Genomic DNA, 16773 nt, shown 5'->3' on the forward strand with positions numbered 1-16773 from the left:
CCCCGATCAGCCGAGACCAAGCCAATGCGGCAGGCTCAAAGAGAGGGCGGGAAACAGCACGATGAGAAGCAGAACCAGAAGTTCCACGAGCATGAAGGGCAGGATGCCGCGGGCGACCTCCTCGAATTTGACCGAGCCGACGGAAGAAGCGACAAACAGGCAGGCGCCAAGCGGCGGGGTGATCAGCGCGATATTGAGGTTGACCACCATGACGATGGCAAAATGCAGCGGGTCGATCCCCATCTGCACCGCCATCGGATGCAGGATCGGACCGAGGATGATCAGCACGGCGGTCATCTCCATGAACATGCCGATAACCAAAAGCGCCCCGGTGACGATCAGAAGAAACACCACAGGATTGTCGCTGATCCCGCCGAGCATCTGCGCCAACTCGCGCGGCGCGCCTTGCTTGGCCAGCACCCAGCCGAGGATCGAAGCGGCGGCGAGGATGATGAAAATCGACCCCGATGCCCGAACCATTTCGTAGAGCACATCCCAAAGATCGCGCAGCCCGAAGTTGCGATAGACCAGCACCCCAATCAGAAGGGCATAGACCACCGCCACGGCGGCGGCTTCGGTCGGGGTAAACACCCCGCCCAGAATGCCGCCCAGAATGATCAGCGGCATCAGCAGCGGCAGAAGCGCGGCGCGAAACGCCTGCCCCAACGGCGGCACCTCGCGGTCGAGCGTGGCAATCGGAAGGTCGTCGCGCTTCGCGCGCCAGCCGACATAGGCCATCAGTGCCGCCGCCATGACCAACCCCGGCACAATCCCGGCGGCAAACAGCCCGGCAATCGAGACCTGCATGAGAGAGCCGTAAATCACCATAATGATCGAGGGCGGGATGATCGGCCCGATCACCGAAGACGCGGCGGTCAACGCGGCGGCAAAGCGCGGCGAATAGCCCTGTTTCGCCATTGTGGGGATCATCATCCGGCCAATTGCAGCGGTATCAGCCACGGCGGCGCCAGTGAGACCGGCAAAGAACACCGAGACGAGGATATTGACATGCGCCAGCGCCCCGCGCACCCGCCCGACCAACGCATTTGCGAGATCGACCAGACGATCCGTGATCCGAATGCGGTTCATGATGTCGCCCGCAAGAATAAAGAACGGCATGGCCATCAGGGAAAACATGTCGATACCGGAAAACAGCCGCATCGGCACGAGACGCAACAGGCTCGGCCCGTCGGCGAAGGACAGCGCGGCAAGGGCGACGATGCCGATGGCAAACCCCAGAGGCGTTCCCAAGACCACGAGGGCGGCAAAGATCAGAACGAGACTGAGCATCAGAACGCGCCTCCGCCGGGAATATGATTGTCTTCAACGACCTCTGCGTCGAGGAGGTTGAGAAGCGTGTGCAGGATGTGCTGGATCAGGATGGCGACCCCCGCGACCGGCACGGAGAGCATGGGCCAGAACATCGACAGACCGAGACCCGGGGCGGCCTGGCGTGCGCCGCGCAAAGCGTTGGCCCAGCCTTCGGAGATCATCACCCAGAGAAACCACGCGATTGCCAAAGCGACGACCAGATCGCCGAGATGCCGGAGCAGCGCAGGCAACCGGTTGCGCAGGGCGTCGATCGCGATGTGATCGCCATGGCGCAGCGCCACCGAAGCCCCCACCAATCCGATCCAGATCATCAAATAGCGTGCAGCCGCCTCGGACCAGACCAGCGGTTCGAACAGGGCGTAGCGAAACACCGTTCCGGCCACCACGACCCCGACCATCGCCGCCCCGGCCAGCACCAGAGGCACCGCGACGACGATATTCACCAGTTTGGACAGCCGCCAAAGCGCTGTCACGATCTGCTGTTTCATCTTGTCTCTCCACCGATCCGTCCCGATCCCGGCGACCTCCACCGGGCGCATCACGCCGGGCGGAGCGCCCGGGTCATTCGCCGTAAATCTCGGCTTCAGCGGTTGCGACAGCTTCGAGCAGAGACTGTCCGAGGGTGACGGCATCCGCACCGAATTCCGTTTCCATCGTGCCCATCACGGCGGGAACGGCAATCTCGCGGAAGGCGGTCATTTCCTCGGCATTCGGATAATAGACCTCAAGCCCGGCCTCTTTCAGGAACTCGGCGCCGTAGGTATTGGCCCGCAATGCGATCTTGGCCCCGCGCCCGGCGACCTTGGCGGTCTCGACAGCGGTGATGAAAATGCGCCGCTGCTCCGGTGTCAGGCTGGCGAGGAAGTCTTCGGAGGTCACCCACCAGTCGGCACCGTAGAGGTGGTTCGTCATCGTGGCGTAGCTCTGGACCTCCTGAAGATTGCCGATGGCGATGATCGGGATCGGATTGTGCTGGGCATCGACCACGCCGGTTTCGAGCGCCCCGTAAAGCTCGTCCCACGGCACGGGCGTGGCTGCGGCACCGAGCGAATTCATCAACTCCATATGGCTCGGCACCGACATGGTGCGCACCTTGAGCCCGGCCATGTCTTCGGGCGATTTCACCATATGGTCCGAGTTGGTGAAGACATAGAAATCCCCGGCGGTCACCCCCAGAAGATGCAAGCCTGTGGCCTCCGAAATCTGTGTGGTGAGCGCATCGCCGAAGGGACCGTCGAACACCTGCTCTGCGACAATTTCATTGGGGAAAACGAAGGGCAGTTCGATGCCGTTGATCGCCGGGTAGAATTGCGCCAGACCGCCGACGGAGGCGATGTTGACCTGAATGATCCCGGCCTGGGTCAGGTCCATGCGCTCGCGTTGATTGCCAAGGGCACTGGCGGCCTGAATGTCGACGGCCATATCGCCATTCGACATGCTTTCCACCATCTGCTTGAAGACGGTGGCGGACATATGCGCGGCGGACGCGGCGGTGTCGGCCGGTTCTTCATGCGCCAGTGTGATCGTCAGGCTCTGCGCCCAGAGCGGGGTCGCGGCCAGCATCAGCGCCGCAGAAGCGCAAAACGCGCGAAGGGGGGTGGTCATGGAAACTCTCCTGTTGTGTCGGAACGGGTCTTTTGACCCTGTTTGTTTTTCCCCGTGCCTGTTTTCAGACACGCGGTATCGCGTGTGTATCGCGGTCAAAACTTCTGACGCCCGGCCACGATGATCTTACACCTGTGCCGTAAGATTTCCCGACCGATGCCTGCACAACAAGCAACGCTTCGGCACACCGGATTGCTGAAATTAGAACGCAGACTCCCGCATGACCTGCGCAAGAATTGTGCAAAACCGTCGGGTCAGCGGTGGCAGATTGCGATGCAGACGCGACACCAATGCGATGCGCGACTGGCTGAGAGGCACGTCGGTGATCGGGCGGGCGACCACAAGCCCGCGGGCTTCTTCTTCTTCGAAACAACATTTCGGCAGGATCGTGATCCCCTGTCCCGTCAGGGCAAATCCCATCAGCCCGTAGACCGAGTCGCATTGCATCGGCGGATCGAGTGTCACATCGGCCCGTGCCCGCAATCCCTGGTCGATCACATCACGGATGCCATAACTGCTGTCTTGCGGGATCGAGATCGGATGATGTGCCAGATCGGCCAGACTGAGCGGGCCGTCGGGCATCCCGAAATCCGGAGCGCTGACGGCATAAAGCGGCGCGGGCACATCCGCCACGACCGTCACATCGCGATGTTTGGGCGGGTCGAAGGCCAGCCCGAGATCGGCTTCGTCGGCTGCCACAGCCCGCATCACCCCGGTGCTGCCCGACCGTGTTACGGTGAGTTTCACACCGGGGGCTTTCTTGCGAAACGCAGCAATGGCGGGGGTGATCAGACCATTGATCGTGCCCTCGACGCAATAGATGCGCAACTGCCCGCGCTGGAGATTGCGCAGGGCCTCGATCTCGCCCAAAGCCCAGGATTCATGACGCATCACCTTGCGCGCATGATCGGCAAAAATCTGGCCCGCCTCGGTGAGGCGCAACCCGCGCGCATGGCGTTCGAACAGCGGCACACCGAGATCTTCTTCGAGACCGGTGATCTTACGGCTCACGGCGGAGGCGGCGATGTTGAGTTTTTCCGAGGCTTTGCGGATCGAGCCTTCGGTCGCGACGGCCAGAAAGCAGTCGAGTTTTGAATCCAGCATGGGACCTCCCGTAAAAACCTGTTGCCTTGCCGCGCGGCTCTATACTACACCGACAGCATTCTGATGTCCGGCCACGATTTTCTCCACCGCAGCAGCGGTACAAGGAAATCGGATATGCCAACCAAGGTTCTTCTCGCGCAATTCATGCACGAGACCAACACATTCTCCCACAGGGAAACGGACACGCCCGCCTTCCGCGGCTTCTATTGTTATGAAGGTCCGGCGCTGATCCCGGCATTACGCGGCACCGCGAATGAAGTCGCAGGCTTTGTCGATGTGGCCGAGGCCGAGGGCTGGGAGCTTGTACCGACGGTGGCGACCTTTGCCACACCGGGTGGTGCAGTGTCGGATCGGGCCTGGTCGGATTTTGCCGGCACCATCCTGCGGATCGCCCAGGAACAAGGCCCGTTCGACGGGGTTCTCTTGTCGCTGCACGGCGCGATGGTGCGCGCAGATGGACGGGATGGAGATGCGCTTTTGCTGCGTGAGTTGCGGCAGATCGTTGGGCCGGACTGCCCGATTGCCGTGACGCTCGATCTGCACGCCAATCTTGCGCCGCAGATGGCGAAGGATGCCGAAATCCTGATGTCTTACAAGACGTTTCCTCATGTCGACATGCGCGGCACCGGGGCAAAGGCGGCACGGGCGCTGGCCGAGATTTTGCACGGACAGACCGATCTGCGGACTGTGATCCGCAAACTTCCGATGCTAACCCTGCCCGAAGGCGGGCGCACTGATCGCGAGCCGATGCAAGGCCTGCAAAAACTGGCGCGCAGCTTGGAGGTCGATGCGCCGGAGATTTGCGACATTTCAATCAACGCCGGGTTTTCGCTTGCCGATGTGCCGGAAATCGGGCCATCGGTGACCGTCTGTCATCGCGATGCACCGGAGCGTGCCGCGCGGGTCGCCGAGCAGATTGCCGAGGCAATGTGGCAGGTGCGTGACGAGACCGGAGAACCCATTTTGACACCGACAGAAGCAGCGGAGCTTGCGCGCACGCATGCGGAAAACGCGCCTTTGGTTCTGGCCGATCTGTCGGACAATCCCGGCGATGGCGCCTATGCCGATGCCACAGAAGTGCTCGGTGCACTGATAGAGAAAGGCGGCGACAACATCCTTTTGGGTGCGTTGTGTGATCCCGATGCCGTGGCGCAGGCGCAGCACGCCGGAGTGGGTGCGCAGGTTGCCCTGTCCCTGGGCGGGCATAGCGCCCCCGAATTCGGTGGTGCCCCTCTGAAGGTCACAGCAGAGGTGCGAGCTCTGAGCGACGGCACCTTCATCTGCGACGGGCCCATGTGGAACGGTGTCGCGCAATCCTGCGGTACGGCGGCTCTCTTGCGGATCGAAGACGTGGATGTCTTGGTGTCGAGCATCCCGACCCAGGCCCTCGACATGGGAATCTTCAGGGCACTCGGAGCGGAACCGACCCGCTACCGGGTCGTGGCTTTGAAATCGGTCCAACATTTCCGGGCGGCCTATACACCTTACGCCGCAAGAATTGCCCTTGTCGATGGCGGCGGCCTGGCAAGTCCCCGCAGCGGTCGCAGGACCTATGATCGCATACCACGTCCGATCTACCCTTTGGATGAATGGCGCGGCACAGATTTTACACACTCTGACAAACATACATGATTGGAGATGGCCGGAACCCCAAGCGCCCCGCGGATATATCGCCCCCCCTGTCGGGGGCGACCGGACGAACTCCCACAAAAACTGCATCCACTCAATGGGTGCCATCAGGGAAATCTGACGCAATCGGCTAAAACCGCAGTTCGCAGCCTTATACGCCTCTCCTCACTTCGCGCCTCATTGACAGCTATTGCGACGTCAGGCCACATGACTATCATGCGGCATACATCACAGAAGACTTAGAAACAAAGACCTACGGCGCATGAGCTCGAGCACAGAGATACAAGATCAGATACGCGAAATCGCATGGATGCATTACGTGGGCGGCCTGACACAGGCACAAATCGCTACGCGCCGTGGTTTGAGCAAGATGAAAGTACATCGTTTTGTGCAAACCGCCCATGAACAGGGGCTGGTCAAGATTTTCGTGAACAACGTGCCGACGAATTGCATGGATCTCGAAAGCCGCTTGATCGAGCGTTACGGTCTGTCGAGTTGCACCATCGTGCCGGATGTCAATGAGCTCCAGACCATGGATGTCTCGATGCCCGCCGTCGCCAGCGCCGGAGCGCGTTTCCTGCATGGCCGGCTGGAGAACACGGACCAGATGATCCTTGGCATCGGCTCCGGGCGCACCATGTCCGCGATTGTAAAGGCCATGCCGACAATCAAGCGTAAAAAGGCGGAATTCATTTCCGTCACCGGCGATTTTGCGGCCCTGAGCGATGCCAACCCCTTCGAGGTCATTCACGCCCTGATCGACAAGACCGGGGGCAAGGGCTACGCCTTCACGGCGCCCTTGATCGTCGACAGCGAAGCGGACCGCGACCTGTTCCTGCGCCAGCGCAGCATTCGTGAGTCCTTCGAGCGGTTGCGCGACGCCTCCATGATTATGATAGGCGTCGGCCATGTCGGCCCCGGCTCATTTTTCCGCTCTTTCGGCCTGATCACCGACGCCGAACAGGGCGAGATGATCCGCCAAGGCGTGGCCGCCGACCTCGCGGGCAACCTGATCGACGACACCGGTGCCTTTATCGACAGCGGCATCGCAAAACGCATGTTGGGGATGGAGCGCGACCTGATGCATGATCGCGAAATTGTCGCCGTCTGCGCCGGGATCGAGAAATGGCAAGCGGCCCGCGCGGCGCTGCGCTCGGGCCTGCTCAATGGATTCATTTCATCGTTTAGCGTGGCCCAGCGCATTCTGGACGCCGAGTAACGGCCACTTTTACGCTTTGGGTTTGAGCTTGGCCTGTTCCAGCGACCAGTATTCCATATCGAACAGATCGCGCTCATTGAGCGGCGTAAAGCGCCCGATCCCTTCAGCGGCCAGAACGATTCGCGCGGTCTGTTCGGCGAGATCGGCGGCCACACCGGCCTCTTTTGCCGTCCGCCCGATGCCGACAATGCCGAGCCCCCGGATCAGCGCCACGCGCGGCAGCGGATCGAGCATGGTTTTCGGCTCGTCAGCATGGGGCGCGTTGCGGTTGAAATAGGCCTCGTACCACGCGGCGAAGCCTTTGATCGCTTCGCGCCAGTCTTCGACGCCGAATGTCGCCTCGCCGATGACCGGACGGGGTTTGATGCGGATGACGTGATCCGGTGTCGCGGTGCCCCGCCCGGTGATCTCCGCCAGTCCTTCCAAGGCCAGAAAGCAGTCATTTGCCTCGCTGAGGCGCAAGTCTAGCGCCAGGTTTTCCGCGAAAAGCCCCCATTCCCTCAAAGCGATGCGCAGTGCCGCAACCGCAGTATAAGCCTCAGGGTCCAGCGCTTTGGTGCCGACCTCTTCGGGCAACAAGGCCGCGCCTTTCGCGGCAAGATACTCTTCGCACATCGTCGTATAGCGCAGAATGCGCTCGTAAGAGGTGCGGGCATCGTCGCCAAAGGAGAACAAGCCATGGTTCACCAGAAACTGCCCCGACGTTCCCGCGCCCTCTTGGACATGGATTTGATCCGCCGCGTGCGAGAGTTTGAAACCGGGCATGACATAGGGCACGATGCTCAGCTCATCGCCGAAAATCTCTCGGGCGCGCTCGGCGGCGTCCGGTTGATTGGCAATGGCCAGCGCCGCACAGGAATGGGTGTGGTCGACGAATTTCGCCGGCAAAAATGCGTGCAGCAACGCCTCCACCGACGGGTTCGGCCCGCTTTGGTCCAACATCTCGCGGCGCAGGAAAGCGACCATCTCTTCGTCCGACATCGTCGCCGTCTTGCGGGCCTCCAACAGCGGATCGAGCCACATCGCGGGCAGACCCGGCCCCTCGATGGTCGCCAAATCCCAGCCGGAGCCCTTCACATGGATGACATCGTGTTCGGCGCCGTTCTCGTCGCGCCGCCGGGTTTTGACCGAGGTGTTGCCCCCACCATGCAGCACCAGATCCGGCTCCTGCCCGATCAGCTGCGACGTATAGACCCGCATCGCAAGATCCTGTTCCGCCGGGTCATCCCCCGCCGCGCGGCGCAAACGCTCCGCTTCCGCTTCGTCCCAAAGAGACTTCATAATCACATGTCCTTTTCCATAATTACTGTTTCACACGTGCCCCCGCCGGACGCCAGATCGGCTCCAAGCCGGAGGCCTCACCAAGGTCGCGCACACCGTCAGTCACCTCAGACCAACGCGCTTTCAACGGCGCATAGAGCGCCATGTTGTCCGGATCGGGCACCACGCGGCGTTCGATCGGGCTGGCCATCGCCGCGACCGCCTCGTCCAGCGTCGCAAACAGTCCCGCCTCCACAGCCGCCAACATGGCGCACCCTAGCGCGGTGGTTTCCTTGACCACCGGGATCTCAATGTCCCGACCCGTCACATCCGCAATGATCTGCGGCCACAGCCTGCCCTGACTCGATCCACCCGTGAATTGCAGCGTGTCATAACGCTGCCCCGACAGGGCTTCGAGCGTCTCAAGATGGTGATTGGCCAGGAAGGCCCCCGCCTCCATGACAGAGCGCGCCACCTGTCCAAGCGCCAGTCCCGGCGCGTTCAGATCGAGGCCCAGAAAACTCAGCGGCGGCTGTTTCCACGCATCCGACTGCATCGGACAGGCCGTGGCGGCAATCGCACCAGCAGAGCCCGCAGGCGTATCTTGCGCCAGTTTTTCTATCAGATCGAAGGCGTCAACCTCGCTGCCGGTGAGCTGGAGCAAGGGCTCGAAGAACGCGTCACGGACCCAGCGCAGAGCAAAGCCGCTCAGAAATCCGATCCCTTCGACCATCCATTCGCCCGGCCGCGCATGGCACAGCGTGCGCGGCCCGAAGGCCGGGTCGATCAGCGGCTGATCCGACAGGATCGTCATCTGCCAGAAACTTCCACCAACGAGCGTGGCCTGCCCGGCCCGACGGCCAAGCCCCAGAAGCGCAAGCTGCGTGTCGCCACCGCCCGCCACCACCGGCGTACCTTCGGCCAAACCGCAGCGTGCCGCGGCCTCCGGTGTGACTTCGCCGATTTTCGTCCCGGCTTCGACCACCGTCGGCACGGTTTCTTCCGACAGTCCAATCAGACAGAGCAACTCTTTCGACCAGCCCCGCGCCGCAAGATCGAAAAGCGCACTCGACGAGCCCGCCGTGGGTTCGGTGACATAGGTGCCGGTCAGCCGGGTTGCCATCCAGTCGGAAATCATCCCGAGGCGATGCACACGCGCGAACACATCGGGACGATTGTCACGCAACCAGTGCAACCGCGCAGGTGCCGTGATCGACACCCAATCTCCGCCACGGCGGTAAATCTCATCCGAGATGCCCGCCTCGGTCAGCGCCTCGGCCTGAACCTGCGCGCGCCCGTCGACATTCGGACAGGCCCAAAGCACCTCGCCCGCATCGTCGTAAAGCACGATCCCCTCACGCATCGAGGTCGTTGACACGGCGGCGATCTCCCCGGCGGAGATTTCAGCGGCGACGATGGATCGGGCAATCACCCGGTCAATCAGTTCGCCATTTGGCCCGGTTGTGAAATCCAGACCACCGGGGACACCCTCCACCGCCGGATGCACCCATTCTTCCTGAGCACTTCCGACAATCTCACCTCGCGTATTGTAAATAATCGCGCGCCCGCTGCCTGTGCCGGCATCGACCGCCATCACATAGGCTGTCTTCATAATGTCCTCCCTGACGATGCCTCCCCGCACCGCCTCGCATTCTGCCTCAGTTACAAGGGTTTTTGAGTTTTTCCCCTTTCAGAAAGCGCGCCAGATCTTCTGCGATCTGTTCGGCGGCGAATGTCGCCACGCGGCGCGATGCACCGGCAATATGCGGGGTCAGGGTGACATTGGGCAATCGCAACAAGTCATCGTCGCTTTTGGGGGGCTCCACCTCGAAGGTATCAAGCGCCGCGCCGCCGAGATGTCCGCTGACCAAGGCCTCGCAAAGCGCCGGTTGATCGACCAATTCGCCCCGCGCCGAGTTCACCAGAACCGCGCCTTTTTTCATCTTCGCGATCCGCTCCGCCGAGATGATACCCGTCGTCTCTGGCGTCACCCGCGCATGCAGGCTCAGAATATCGGATTGCGCAATCAGATCGTCGATTTCGACCTGTTCGACGCCGTCAATGGCATCCTGCACGGTCAGTTTCGCATAGGGATCGCAGATCAAGATCCGGCAGCCGAAGGGTTTGAGCAGACGCACCACCCGCTGTCCGATATGGCTGTACCCCAAAAGTCCGACGGTCAGATCCGACAACTCGTCGCCGGTGCGGTCGTAACGGTAGAGATCGCCACGCCAGATGCCTTGAGACAGCCCGGCATGGCCCACGGTGATGCGCCGGACATTGGCAAGAATTGCGCCGACGGTGAATTCCGCCACGGCGGAGGCATTGCGCCCCGGAACATTGCACACGGTCACATTGCGGGCGCGGGCCGCTTCCATGTTGATATTGGTCGGCCCTCCGCGCGAAACACCGATGAATTTCAGGCGCGGCGCTTTTTCCAAAAGCTCTGCGGTCACAGGCGCCAGATGCGTCACCAGAACTTCGGCCTCCGCCAACATGGCTTCGAGGTCCTTGGGGTTGCCGCTGTATTCCTTGATTTCCGTCCCCGCCGGCCCGTCATACGCGAAGAACGGCACCTCCGGCCATTGCAAATCGCGCGTGACCACTTCGCACCCCGCGCCAATCGCATCGCGCACCGCAGTCTCAAAAACCTCCGAAGTGATGAATTGATCGCCGATGGCCGCAATCTTGAGTTTTTCCATGTCGTCCTCCCATTCCACGCATCCGCGTTTTGTTATAAATAACTTTACTGATATTTATAACATGTCAAGCTCATTTATGCGCCTGCCGGTCCGGGAAAAAGCCGGGCCCAGCCCAAAAGGAGGACAATATGAACACCAAAATGCAGACAAAAATCGAAGCGGACAGTCGTGCGCCGCTTCAGAATATTTCCGTCTTCGCCAACCCTCTCACCAATGATCGCGGCGAAGTCCCCGATGACGACGGGTGCTCGGCGCTCGAAAGCGAAGCCGCGCTCAGGGCCGCGCGCAACCTTGTCTCCACGGTGCCCTCGGCCCTACCGACATCGGAGGACACAGACCGCCACGCGGACGCCCCCCCCCTGAACGCGCATCCCGCCACGAGACAGCAGAAAGCCCCCGCAATCGCGGAAGCATTCTGTTGCGCCCGTGTCCGTTCACTCAGGGTATGTGCGGATCGGTTTCAGGTCGATGGCGTGGCCGGTGCCGGATTCGAGGATCACCTTCAGTTGCGGCTCGCTGTCGAGGTAATAGAACTCGATGGTCTCGCCGATGCGCCCGCCCATGAGCATCTTTGCGCCCGCCGCATCCATGTCCTTCTTGAACTGATCGGCCGCGTCCTGGCCGTGTTTCATCACGGCGACGTGGTGCAGGCCTTCGCCATGTTCTTCGAGCCATTCCTTGTAGATCGAGTCGCCCTCAAGCGGCTGGATCAGCTCGTAACACATGTCGCCCACCATTACCTCGGCGCAGAGCATCGAATAGGTGGCAGGCTTGCCGTGCAGATGGGTGTCATGCAGCACGGGAGCAGTGTGTTCGTACACATTCCACGGCCCCCAGCCCAGAAGCTGGTGATACATTTTCATCGTCGCATCCAGATCGCGCACAACGACACCGATCTGAGTGATTTTGGTTTCCTCGGACATTCCTCTCTCCTCTTTTGGAATGAAACTGCGGGCGGGGGATTACCCCCGGCCCATTTTGCGTGTGATGGCATCGAGAGCGACGGCGATCACCACGATCGCACCCGTGACCACCTGTTGCAGGTAGACGTCGACACCGCCCAGCACGATCACATTGCCGATCACCGCAATGATCGCCGCACCCAGAAGAGCGCCCCAGATCGTGCCAATGCCGCCCGTGGTGGCGATCCCGCCGATGACAGGCGCGGCAATCGACGGCAAAAGCCAGGATTGCCCCATCGAGGCCTGCGCCGACACAAGGCGAAAGCACAACAGCATCCCCGCCAGCCCGGCCAATGCACCCGCCACGGCATAGGCGGTGATGCGAACACGTTGTTCGTGGATGCCGATGATCTTGGCGGCCTCGCGACTGTTGCCCACGGCATAGAGACGCCGCCCGTAGACCGTTTTCGTGGTCAGAAACAGGATCACCAGAAACACGCCCGCCATGATATAGACCGGCACCGGCACCCCCATGAGCGTACCGCCGCCCAGAACCGTCACCTCTTTCGGCAGGCCCACGATGGTGCGGCCCTTGGTGATCCAGAGGTTGAGACCCGAATAGACACTGAGCATGCCGATGGTAACCACCAGAGAGTTCAGGTTGAACATGGTGATGATCGTACCATTGATGGCGCCCGCAATGGCCCCGACCGCCAGCCCCGCCGAAATGGCGAGCGCCGGATCGAGCTGCGCATCGACCAGAAGTTTGGTGCAGACGATGCCGCACAGCCCCGCGATTGCGCCAATGGAAACGTCGATGTCGCCGAGCAAAAGCAACATGCCCTGCGCGATGGCTACAATGCCGATAAAGGCAAGATCGCGGGAAATGATCGTCATGTTGTAGCTCGTCAGGAACTGCGGCGCGACCAAAGACGCGACCACACAGATCACCACAAAAGCGATCAGAACCCCGACGATCTGGCCGCCGTCTTTCAGATTGAAACCCCGTCTCTGCGTCATGTTCACCAGCCCGTCAGACATGGGCTTCCTCCCTGTTTGCGGTCGTCGCATCAAAGGCGCCGCCCGTATTGATAATCGAGGACAGCAAGCGTTCCTCGCTCAAATTCTCTGCCGCAATTTCCGCGTTGATCCGCCCGTCATAGAGGCTCAGAACCCGGTTGCTGCATTTCAAAAGCTCTTCGATTTCCGAGGAGATCAGCACCACGGCAATCCCTTGGTCCTCGGCCACCCGTTGCATCAGGCGGTAGATCTCGTCCTTGGCGTTGACGTCGATGCCGCGCGTCGGTTCGTCGAAAATCATCACCCGCGGATTGGCCATGAGGCCGCGCCCAATCAGCACCTTTTGCTGATTGCCGCCGCTGAGGTTCATGATCTTTGTGTCAGCCGAGGCGGTTTTGACCCGATAGTCGCCGATGATCTTGGCGGCGGCCTGCGCCTCACGCGCGTCCGACACCACCCCCAGCCGCGCCACGTCGCGCAGCAAGCCTGCGCCGACGTTCTGACGCACCGACATATGCGGGAAAATCCCATGTGCCTTGCGTTCCTCGGAGAGATACATCACCCCCTTGGAAATCGCCCGCGCCGGTTTGTTGAACACCCATGGCTCACCGTCGAACCACGCCTGCCCCGTTGTCGGTTTGCGCATCCCGAACAGGGTTTGCAGAACTTCGGAGCGCCCGGCGCCCACCAGCCCGGCAAAGCCGAGGATTTCACCCGCGTGAAGATCGAAAGAAACCTCTTCGAAGCCGTCGCCAGACAGCCCTTCGACGCGGAACACACGGTCGCCACGCGGGGTACGCGGACGGTAGAGCGTGCTCAGGTCCATCTCCTTGCCGGTCATTTTGGAGACGATCCAGGCCTCGGAGACCTCCTCGCCATCGGAGTTACCCACAACACAGCCGTTGCGCAGCACGGAGACCACGGAATGCAGCCGCATCACCTCGTCGAGCCGATGGGTGATGAAGACAATCGCCGTGCCGCGGGCCTGCAACTCTTCGACAATCGCAAAGAGCCGTTCGATTTCCGTCGCGGTCAGAGAGGCGGTCGGTTCATCGAGGATGAGAATATCGGATCGGCGGCTCGCCAGCGCGCGGGCGATTTGCAAAAGCTGCTTTTCGGCCACCGAAATGTCGCGCACCATGTCATCCGGCGCACAGGTCATCTTCAGGTCCTTAAGAAAGGGCTGTGCCGCCTTCTCAAGCGCCTTGCGCCGGAACAGCGCGCCATTTCCCAGCGGCAGGAACATGTTTTCCGCCACGGTCATATGGTCGAACAGATTCAGTTCCTGCGGCACATAGCCAATCGCCGGAGGCGTCGCACCATCGTAGTGCAGATCGCCCTCGTCGGGTCGGTAGATGCCGGTCAGCACCTTGACCAGCGTGCTTTTCCCCGCGCCGTTTTCGCCGACGATGCAATGCACTTCGCCGCGTTCGAACCGCAAGTCCACCGCATCAAGCGCCACCACGCCGGGAAAGCGTTTGGTGATGCCACGGGCTTCCAAAAGACTCATGTCGCGTCTCCCTGAGATTGGCCTGAGAGTGAGACCGGGGCATCGCAGAGATGCGCCCGGTCGGTGTCATGTCCGACAATCGGATCTCAGAAACCGTCGATATTGCCGTTCGCCACCATGTCGGGCGTCATGTAACCGATGCCCGTGTCGATCCAGGACGGCGTTTCCACGCCCATGTTCTGAAGCATCAGCGCCACGGTGGACCATTCGCCGATCATACGAGGGCGGGTGGCAATCGAGAGATCGAGCACCCCGTCACGCATCAGTTCCTGAAGCTGCGGCACATCGTCGATGCCGACGAATTGCACCTCGCCGACACGCCCCGCTTCGCGCAGCGCCAGTCCCACACCAACGGGACCCGCGGCATCCACCACGGCGATGGCGTCGAGATCGGCATTGGCCGCCAACATGCGCGAGGCTTCGGTCTGGGCCTTTTGCACATCGTCATAATCGAAGCCCTCGTCGACGATCTCGACATCCGGGTATTGCGCGAACAGGTCCTTGAGCGCGTCATAGCGGTCCGCATGGGCGGAGTTGGTCGGCACCCCGTGCAGGATCGCAATTTTGCCCTTGTTGTCGATACGCTTCAAAAGCTCCTCGCCCAAAATCCGCCCCTGATCGTAGAAGTCATTGGAGATATAGGTGAATTGCGAGCCCTGCGGCGCGGTCGAGACAAAAAGCACGACCGGGATGCCGCGATCACGGGCTTCGTTGAGGATCGGCATGCTGGCGTTCACGTCGATGGCGTCGATGGCGATGCCGTCGGGTTTGGTCGCGATGGCGCGCTCCAAAAGCGTGTTTTGTTCGACCAGATCGGCCTGCGCCGGGGCTTGGTAATCGATGGTGATCTTGGTGCCAAGCTGGGCACTCAACTGTTCCGCCGAATCCGCCGCCGCATCATGAACGATGTCGAACCAAGCCTGCGCCAGAATCGGGATCATCACGAAGCGGTATTCGTCCTTGATCTCAGGGGCTGCGTCCTGAGCCGACACACCCGTTGCGCCCAGCGATGCGCCAAACACAATGCTACAGGCCGCGACCGACAGGCCGCGCATAAGTTTTCTCATAGTTTCCTCCCATGACGGGCATGCCTCCAGGCATGCTCCACAAAAAGCCCCTCTCCTCCAGAAGGACCACTCCAAACCCGCGCCCTTCATGCGCGTTCCCCACCAGGGCTCCTCTCCCAGGCCACTGACCTGATGTTATTTATTTCACAAATGTTATTTATATAATTCGACCTGTCAAGGAACATTCTTCTCTTCATCGCCGACCGCCCTGCCGCATCAGCTTTTAAGAGATATGCCGTCCCTACGCCCCTTGGTGACCGTGGAACAAAGGGGCAGGCCTGCGCGCAGAGAACCATTCTTTGCAATTCAGCCCGCCCCTCGGAGGATCAGGCAATGATCGGGTCGGAATGGTCTATCTGTTCCGCGCGTCACCAACCTATCTAACCTTCAACGCAGATGCGCCTGTTTGCGCGCGGATTTTGAAAGGACACACGATGGAACTCACTCAGAACTGGGACAAGACTTTCCCGAAGAGCAACAAGGTCGACCACAAGAAGGTGACCTTCACGAACCGTTACGGCATCACCCTGGCGGGCGATCTCTATACCCCCAAGACCGAAGGCCCCTTTGCAGCCATCGCCATCAGTGGTCCCTTTGGTGCGGTCAAGGAACAATCGTCGGGCCTGCATGCCCAGGTGCTGGCCGAGCGCGGATTCGTCACTCTGGCGTTCGATGCATCCTATACCGGTGAAAGCGGTGGCGAACCCCGCAATCTGGCCTCGCCCGAAATCAACACCGAGGATTTCAGCGCCGCCGTCGATTATCTGGGGCTGCTGCCCGACGTGGATCGCGAACGCATCGGCATTCTGGGCATCTGCGGCTTCGGCGGCATGGGGCTGAACGCTGCCGCAGGCGACACCCGTATCAAGGCGGTCGCCGCCACCACGATGTACGACATCAGCCGCATGATGTCGCAAGGCTACTTCGACAGCACCACGAAGGACCAGCGCATCGAAGGCCGCAAGGCGCTGAACGACCTCCGCTGGGCAGATGCAGAGTCTGGCACCGCCGCCTACGGTCCGACCGCGCTGCAGAATCTTCCGGAGGACGCCCCGCAATTCGTGAAGGAATACGCGGCCTATTACACCGACGAAAACCGTGGCTTTCATCCCCGTTCGGTCAACTCCAACGGGTCCTGGACGCTGACCACGCCGCTGTCCTTCATGAACATGCCGCTGCTGACCTACATCGACGAGATCGCACCGCGCCCCGTCCTGCTGGTCCATGGTTCGGCCGCACACTCGCTCTACTTCAGCGAGACCGCCTATGCCAATGCGGCAGACCCCAAGGAGTTGTTCATCGTCGAGGATGCGACGCACACCGACCTCTACGATCAGATGGACAAGATCCCCTTCGACAAGTTCACCCGTTTTTTCACTGAAAACCTGTGATAAACTGGCCGGGCCGCCTCCGGGTGGTCCGG

The 16773-nt window shown here is 61.1% G+C and carries 14 protein-coding genes; 3 read left to right on the plus strand and 11 right to left on the minus strand.

Features of this window, described 5'->3' with window-relative positions; all coding sequences use genetic code 11:
- Positions 1-6 precede the first annotated feature (6 nt).
- From NH195_RS17480 to NH195_RS17495, 4 genes are all read right to left on the minus strand, one after another.
- Positions 7-1290 carry a TRAP transporter large permease gene (locus tag NH195_RS17480; protein ID WP_066710036.1) on the minus strand — a complete coding sequence of 428 codons (1284 nt, stop codon included), beginning with the start codon at positions 1288-1290 and terminating at the stop codon, positions 7-9.
- Positions 1290-1820, minus strand: a complete 531-nt coding sequence (locus NH195_RS17485; protein ID WP_162265891.1) for a TRAP transporter small permease — start codon at positions 1818-1820, stop codon at positions 1290-1292. The genes NH195_RS17480 and NH195_RS17485 overlap by 1 nt, the downstream gene beginning before the upstream one ends.
- Before the next feature lie 73 nt (positions 1821-1893).
- Entirely contained in the window at positions 1894-2937 is a 1044-nt protein-coding gene (gene dctP / locus NH195_RS17490) for a TRAP transporter substrate-binding protein DctP (RefSeq protein ID WP_066710041.1), read from the minus strand.
- A gap of 201 nt (positions 2938-3138) precedes the next feature.
- Positions 3139-4041, minus strand: a complete 903-nt coding sequence (locus NH195_RS17495) for a LysR family transcriptional regulator (protein ID WP_066710045.1) — start codon at positions 4039-4041, stop codon at positions 3139-3141.
- Positions 4042-4155: 114 nt separating this feature from the next.
- Here NH195_RS17495 and NH195_RS17500 point away from each other — a divergent pair, with 114 nt between their 5' ends.
- Entirely contained in the window at positions 4156-5673 is a 1518-nt protein-coding gene (locus NH195_RS17500; RefSeq protein WP_066710048.1) for a M81 family metallopeptidase, read from the plus strand.
- A 367-nt stretch (positions 5674-6040) separates the two neighbouring features.
- Complete coding sequence (locus NH195_RS17505) at positions 6041-6889, plus strand: sugar-binding transcriptional regulator (protein WP_162265892.1); 849 nt, start codon at positions 6041-6043, stop codon at positions 6887-6889.
- A 9-nt stretch (positions 6890-6898) separates the two neighbouring features.
- Here NH195_RS17505 and NH195_RS17510 read toward each other — a convergent pair whose 3' ends face one another.
- From NH195_RS17510 to NH195_RS17540, 7 genes are all read right to left on the minus strand, one after another.
- Positions 6899-8170, minus strand: coding sequence for a class II aldolase/adducin family protein (locus NH195_RS17510; protein ID WP_066710052.1), 1272 nt, complete (start codon positions 8168-8170; stop codon positions 6899-6901).
- A gap of 22 nt (positions 8171-8192) precedes the next feature.
- Positions 8193-9761: an FGGY family carbohydrate kinase gene (locus tag NH195_RS17515; protein WP_066710054.1), complete on the minus strand. Its 1569-nt coding sequence runs from the start codon at positions 9759-9761 to the stop codon at positions 8193-8195.
- 46 nt (positions 9762-9807) lie between these two features.
- Complete coding sequence (locus NH195_RS17520; protein ID WP_066710055.1) at positions 9808-10851, minus strand: 2-hydroxyacid dehydrogenase; 1044 nt, start codon at positions 10849-10851, stop codon at positions 9808-9810.
- A 434-nt stretch (positions 10852-11285) separates the two neighbouring features.
- Positions 11286-11774: a VOC family protein gene (locus tag NH195_RS17525; RefSeq protein ID WP_066604082.1), complete on the minus strand. Its 489-nt coding sequence runs from the start codon at positions 11772-11774 to the stop codon at positions 11286-11288.
- Between the two features lie 39 nt (positions 11775-11813).
- Positions 11814-12794, minus strand: a complete 981-nt coding sequence (locus NH195_RS17530; RefSeq protein ID WP_066710058.1) for an ABC transporter permease — start codon at positions 12792-12794, stop codon at positions 11814-11816.
- Positions 12787-14283: a sugar ABC transporter ATP-binding protein gene (locus NH195_RS17535; RefSeq protein WP_066710060.1), complete on the minus strand. Its 1497-nt coding sequence runs from the start codon at positions 14281-14283 to the stop codon at positions 12787-12789. The genes NH195_RS17530 and NH195_RS17535 overlap by 8 nt, the downstream gene beginning before the upstream one ends.
- A gap of 86 nt (positions 14284-14369) precedes the next feature.
- Complete coding sequence (locus NH195_RS17540) at positions 14370-15350, minus strand: substrate-binding domain-containing protein (RefSeq protein WP_157779883.1); 981 nt, start codon at positions 15348-15350, stop codon at positions 14370-14372.
- 347 nt (positions 15351-15697) lie between these two features.
- Between NH195_RS17540 and NH195_RS17545 the strand changes: the two genes are divergently transcribed.
- On the plus strand, positions 15698-16741 hold the full coding sequence (locus NH195_RS17545; RefSeq protein ID WP_202906526.1) for an alpha/beta hydrolase: 1044 nt from the start codon (positions 15698-15700) through the stop codon (positions 16739-16741).
- Positions 16742-16773: the final 32 nt, after the last annotated feature.

It is taken from the genome of Celeribacter ethanolicus (assembly GCF_001550095.1).
GTDB lineage: Bacteria > Pseudomonadota > Alphaproteobacteria > Rhodobacterales > Rhodobacteraceae > Celeribacter > Celeribacter ethanolicus.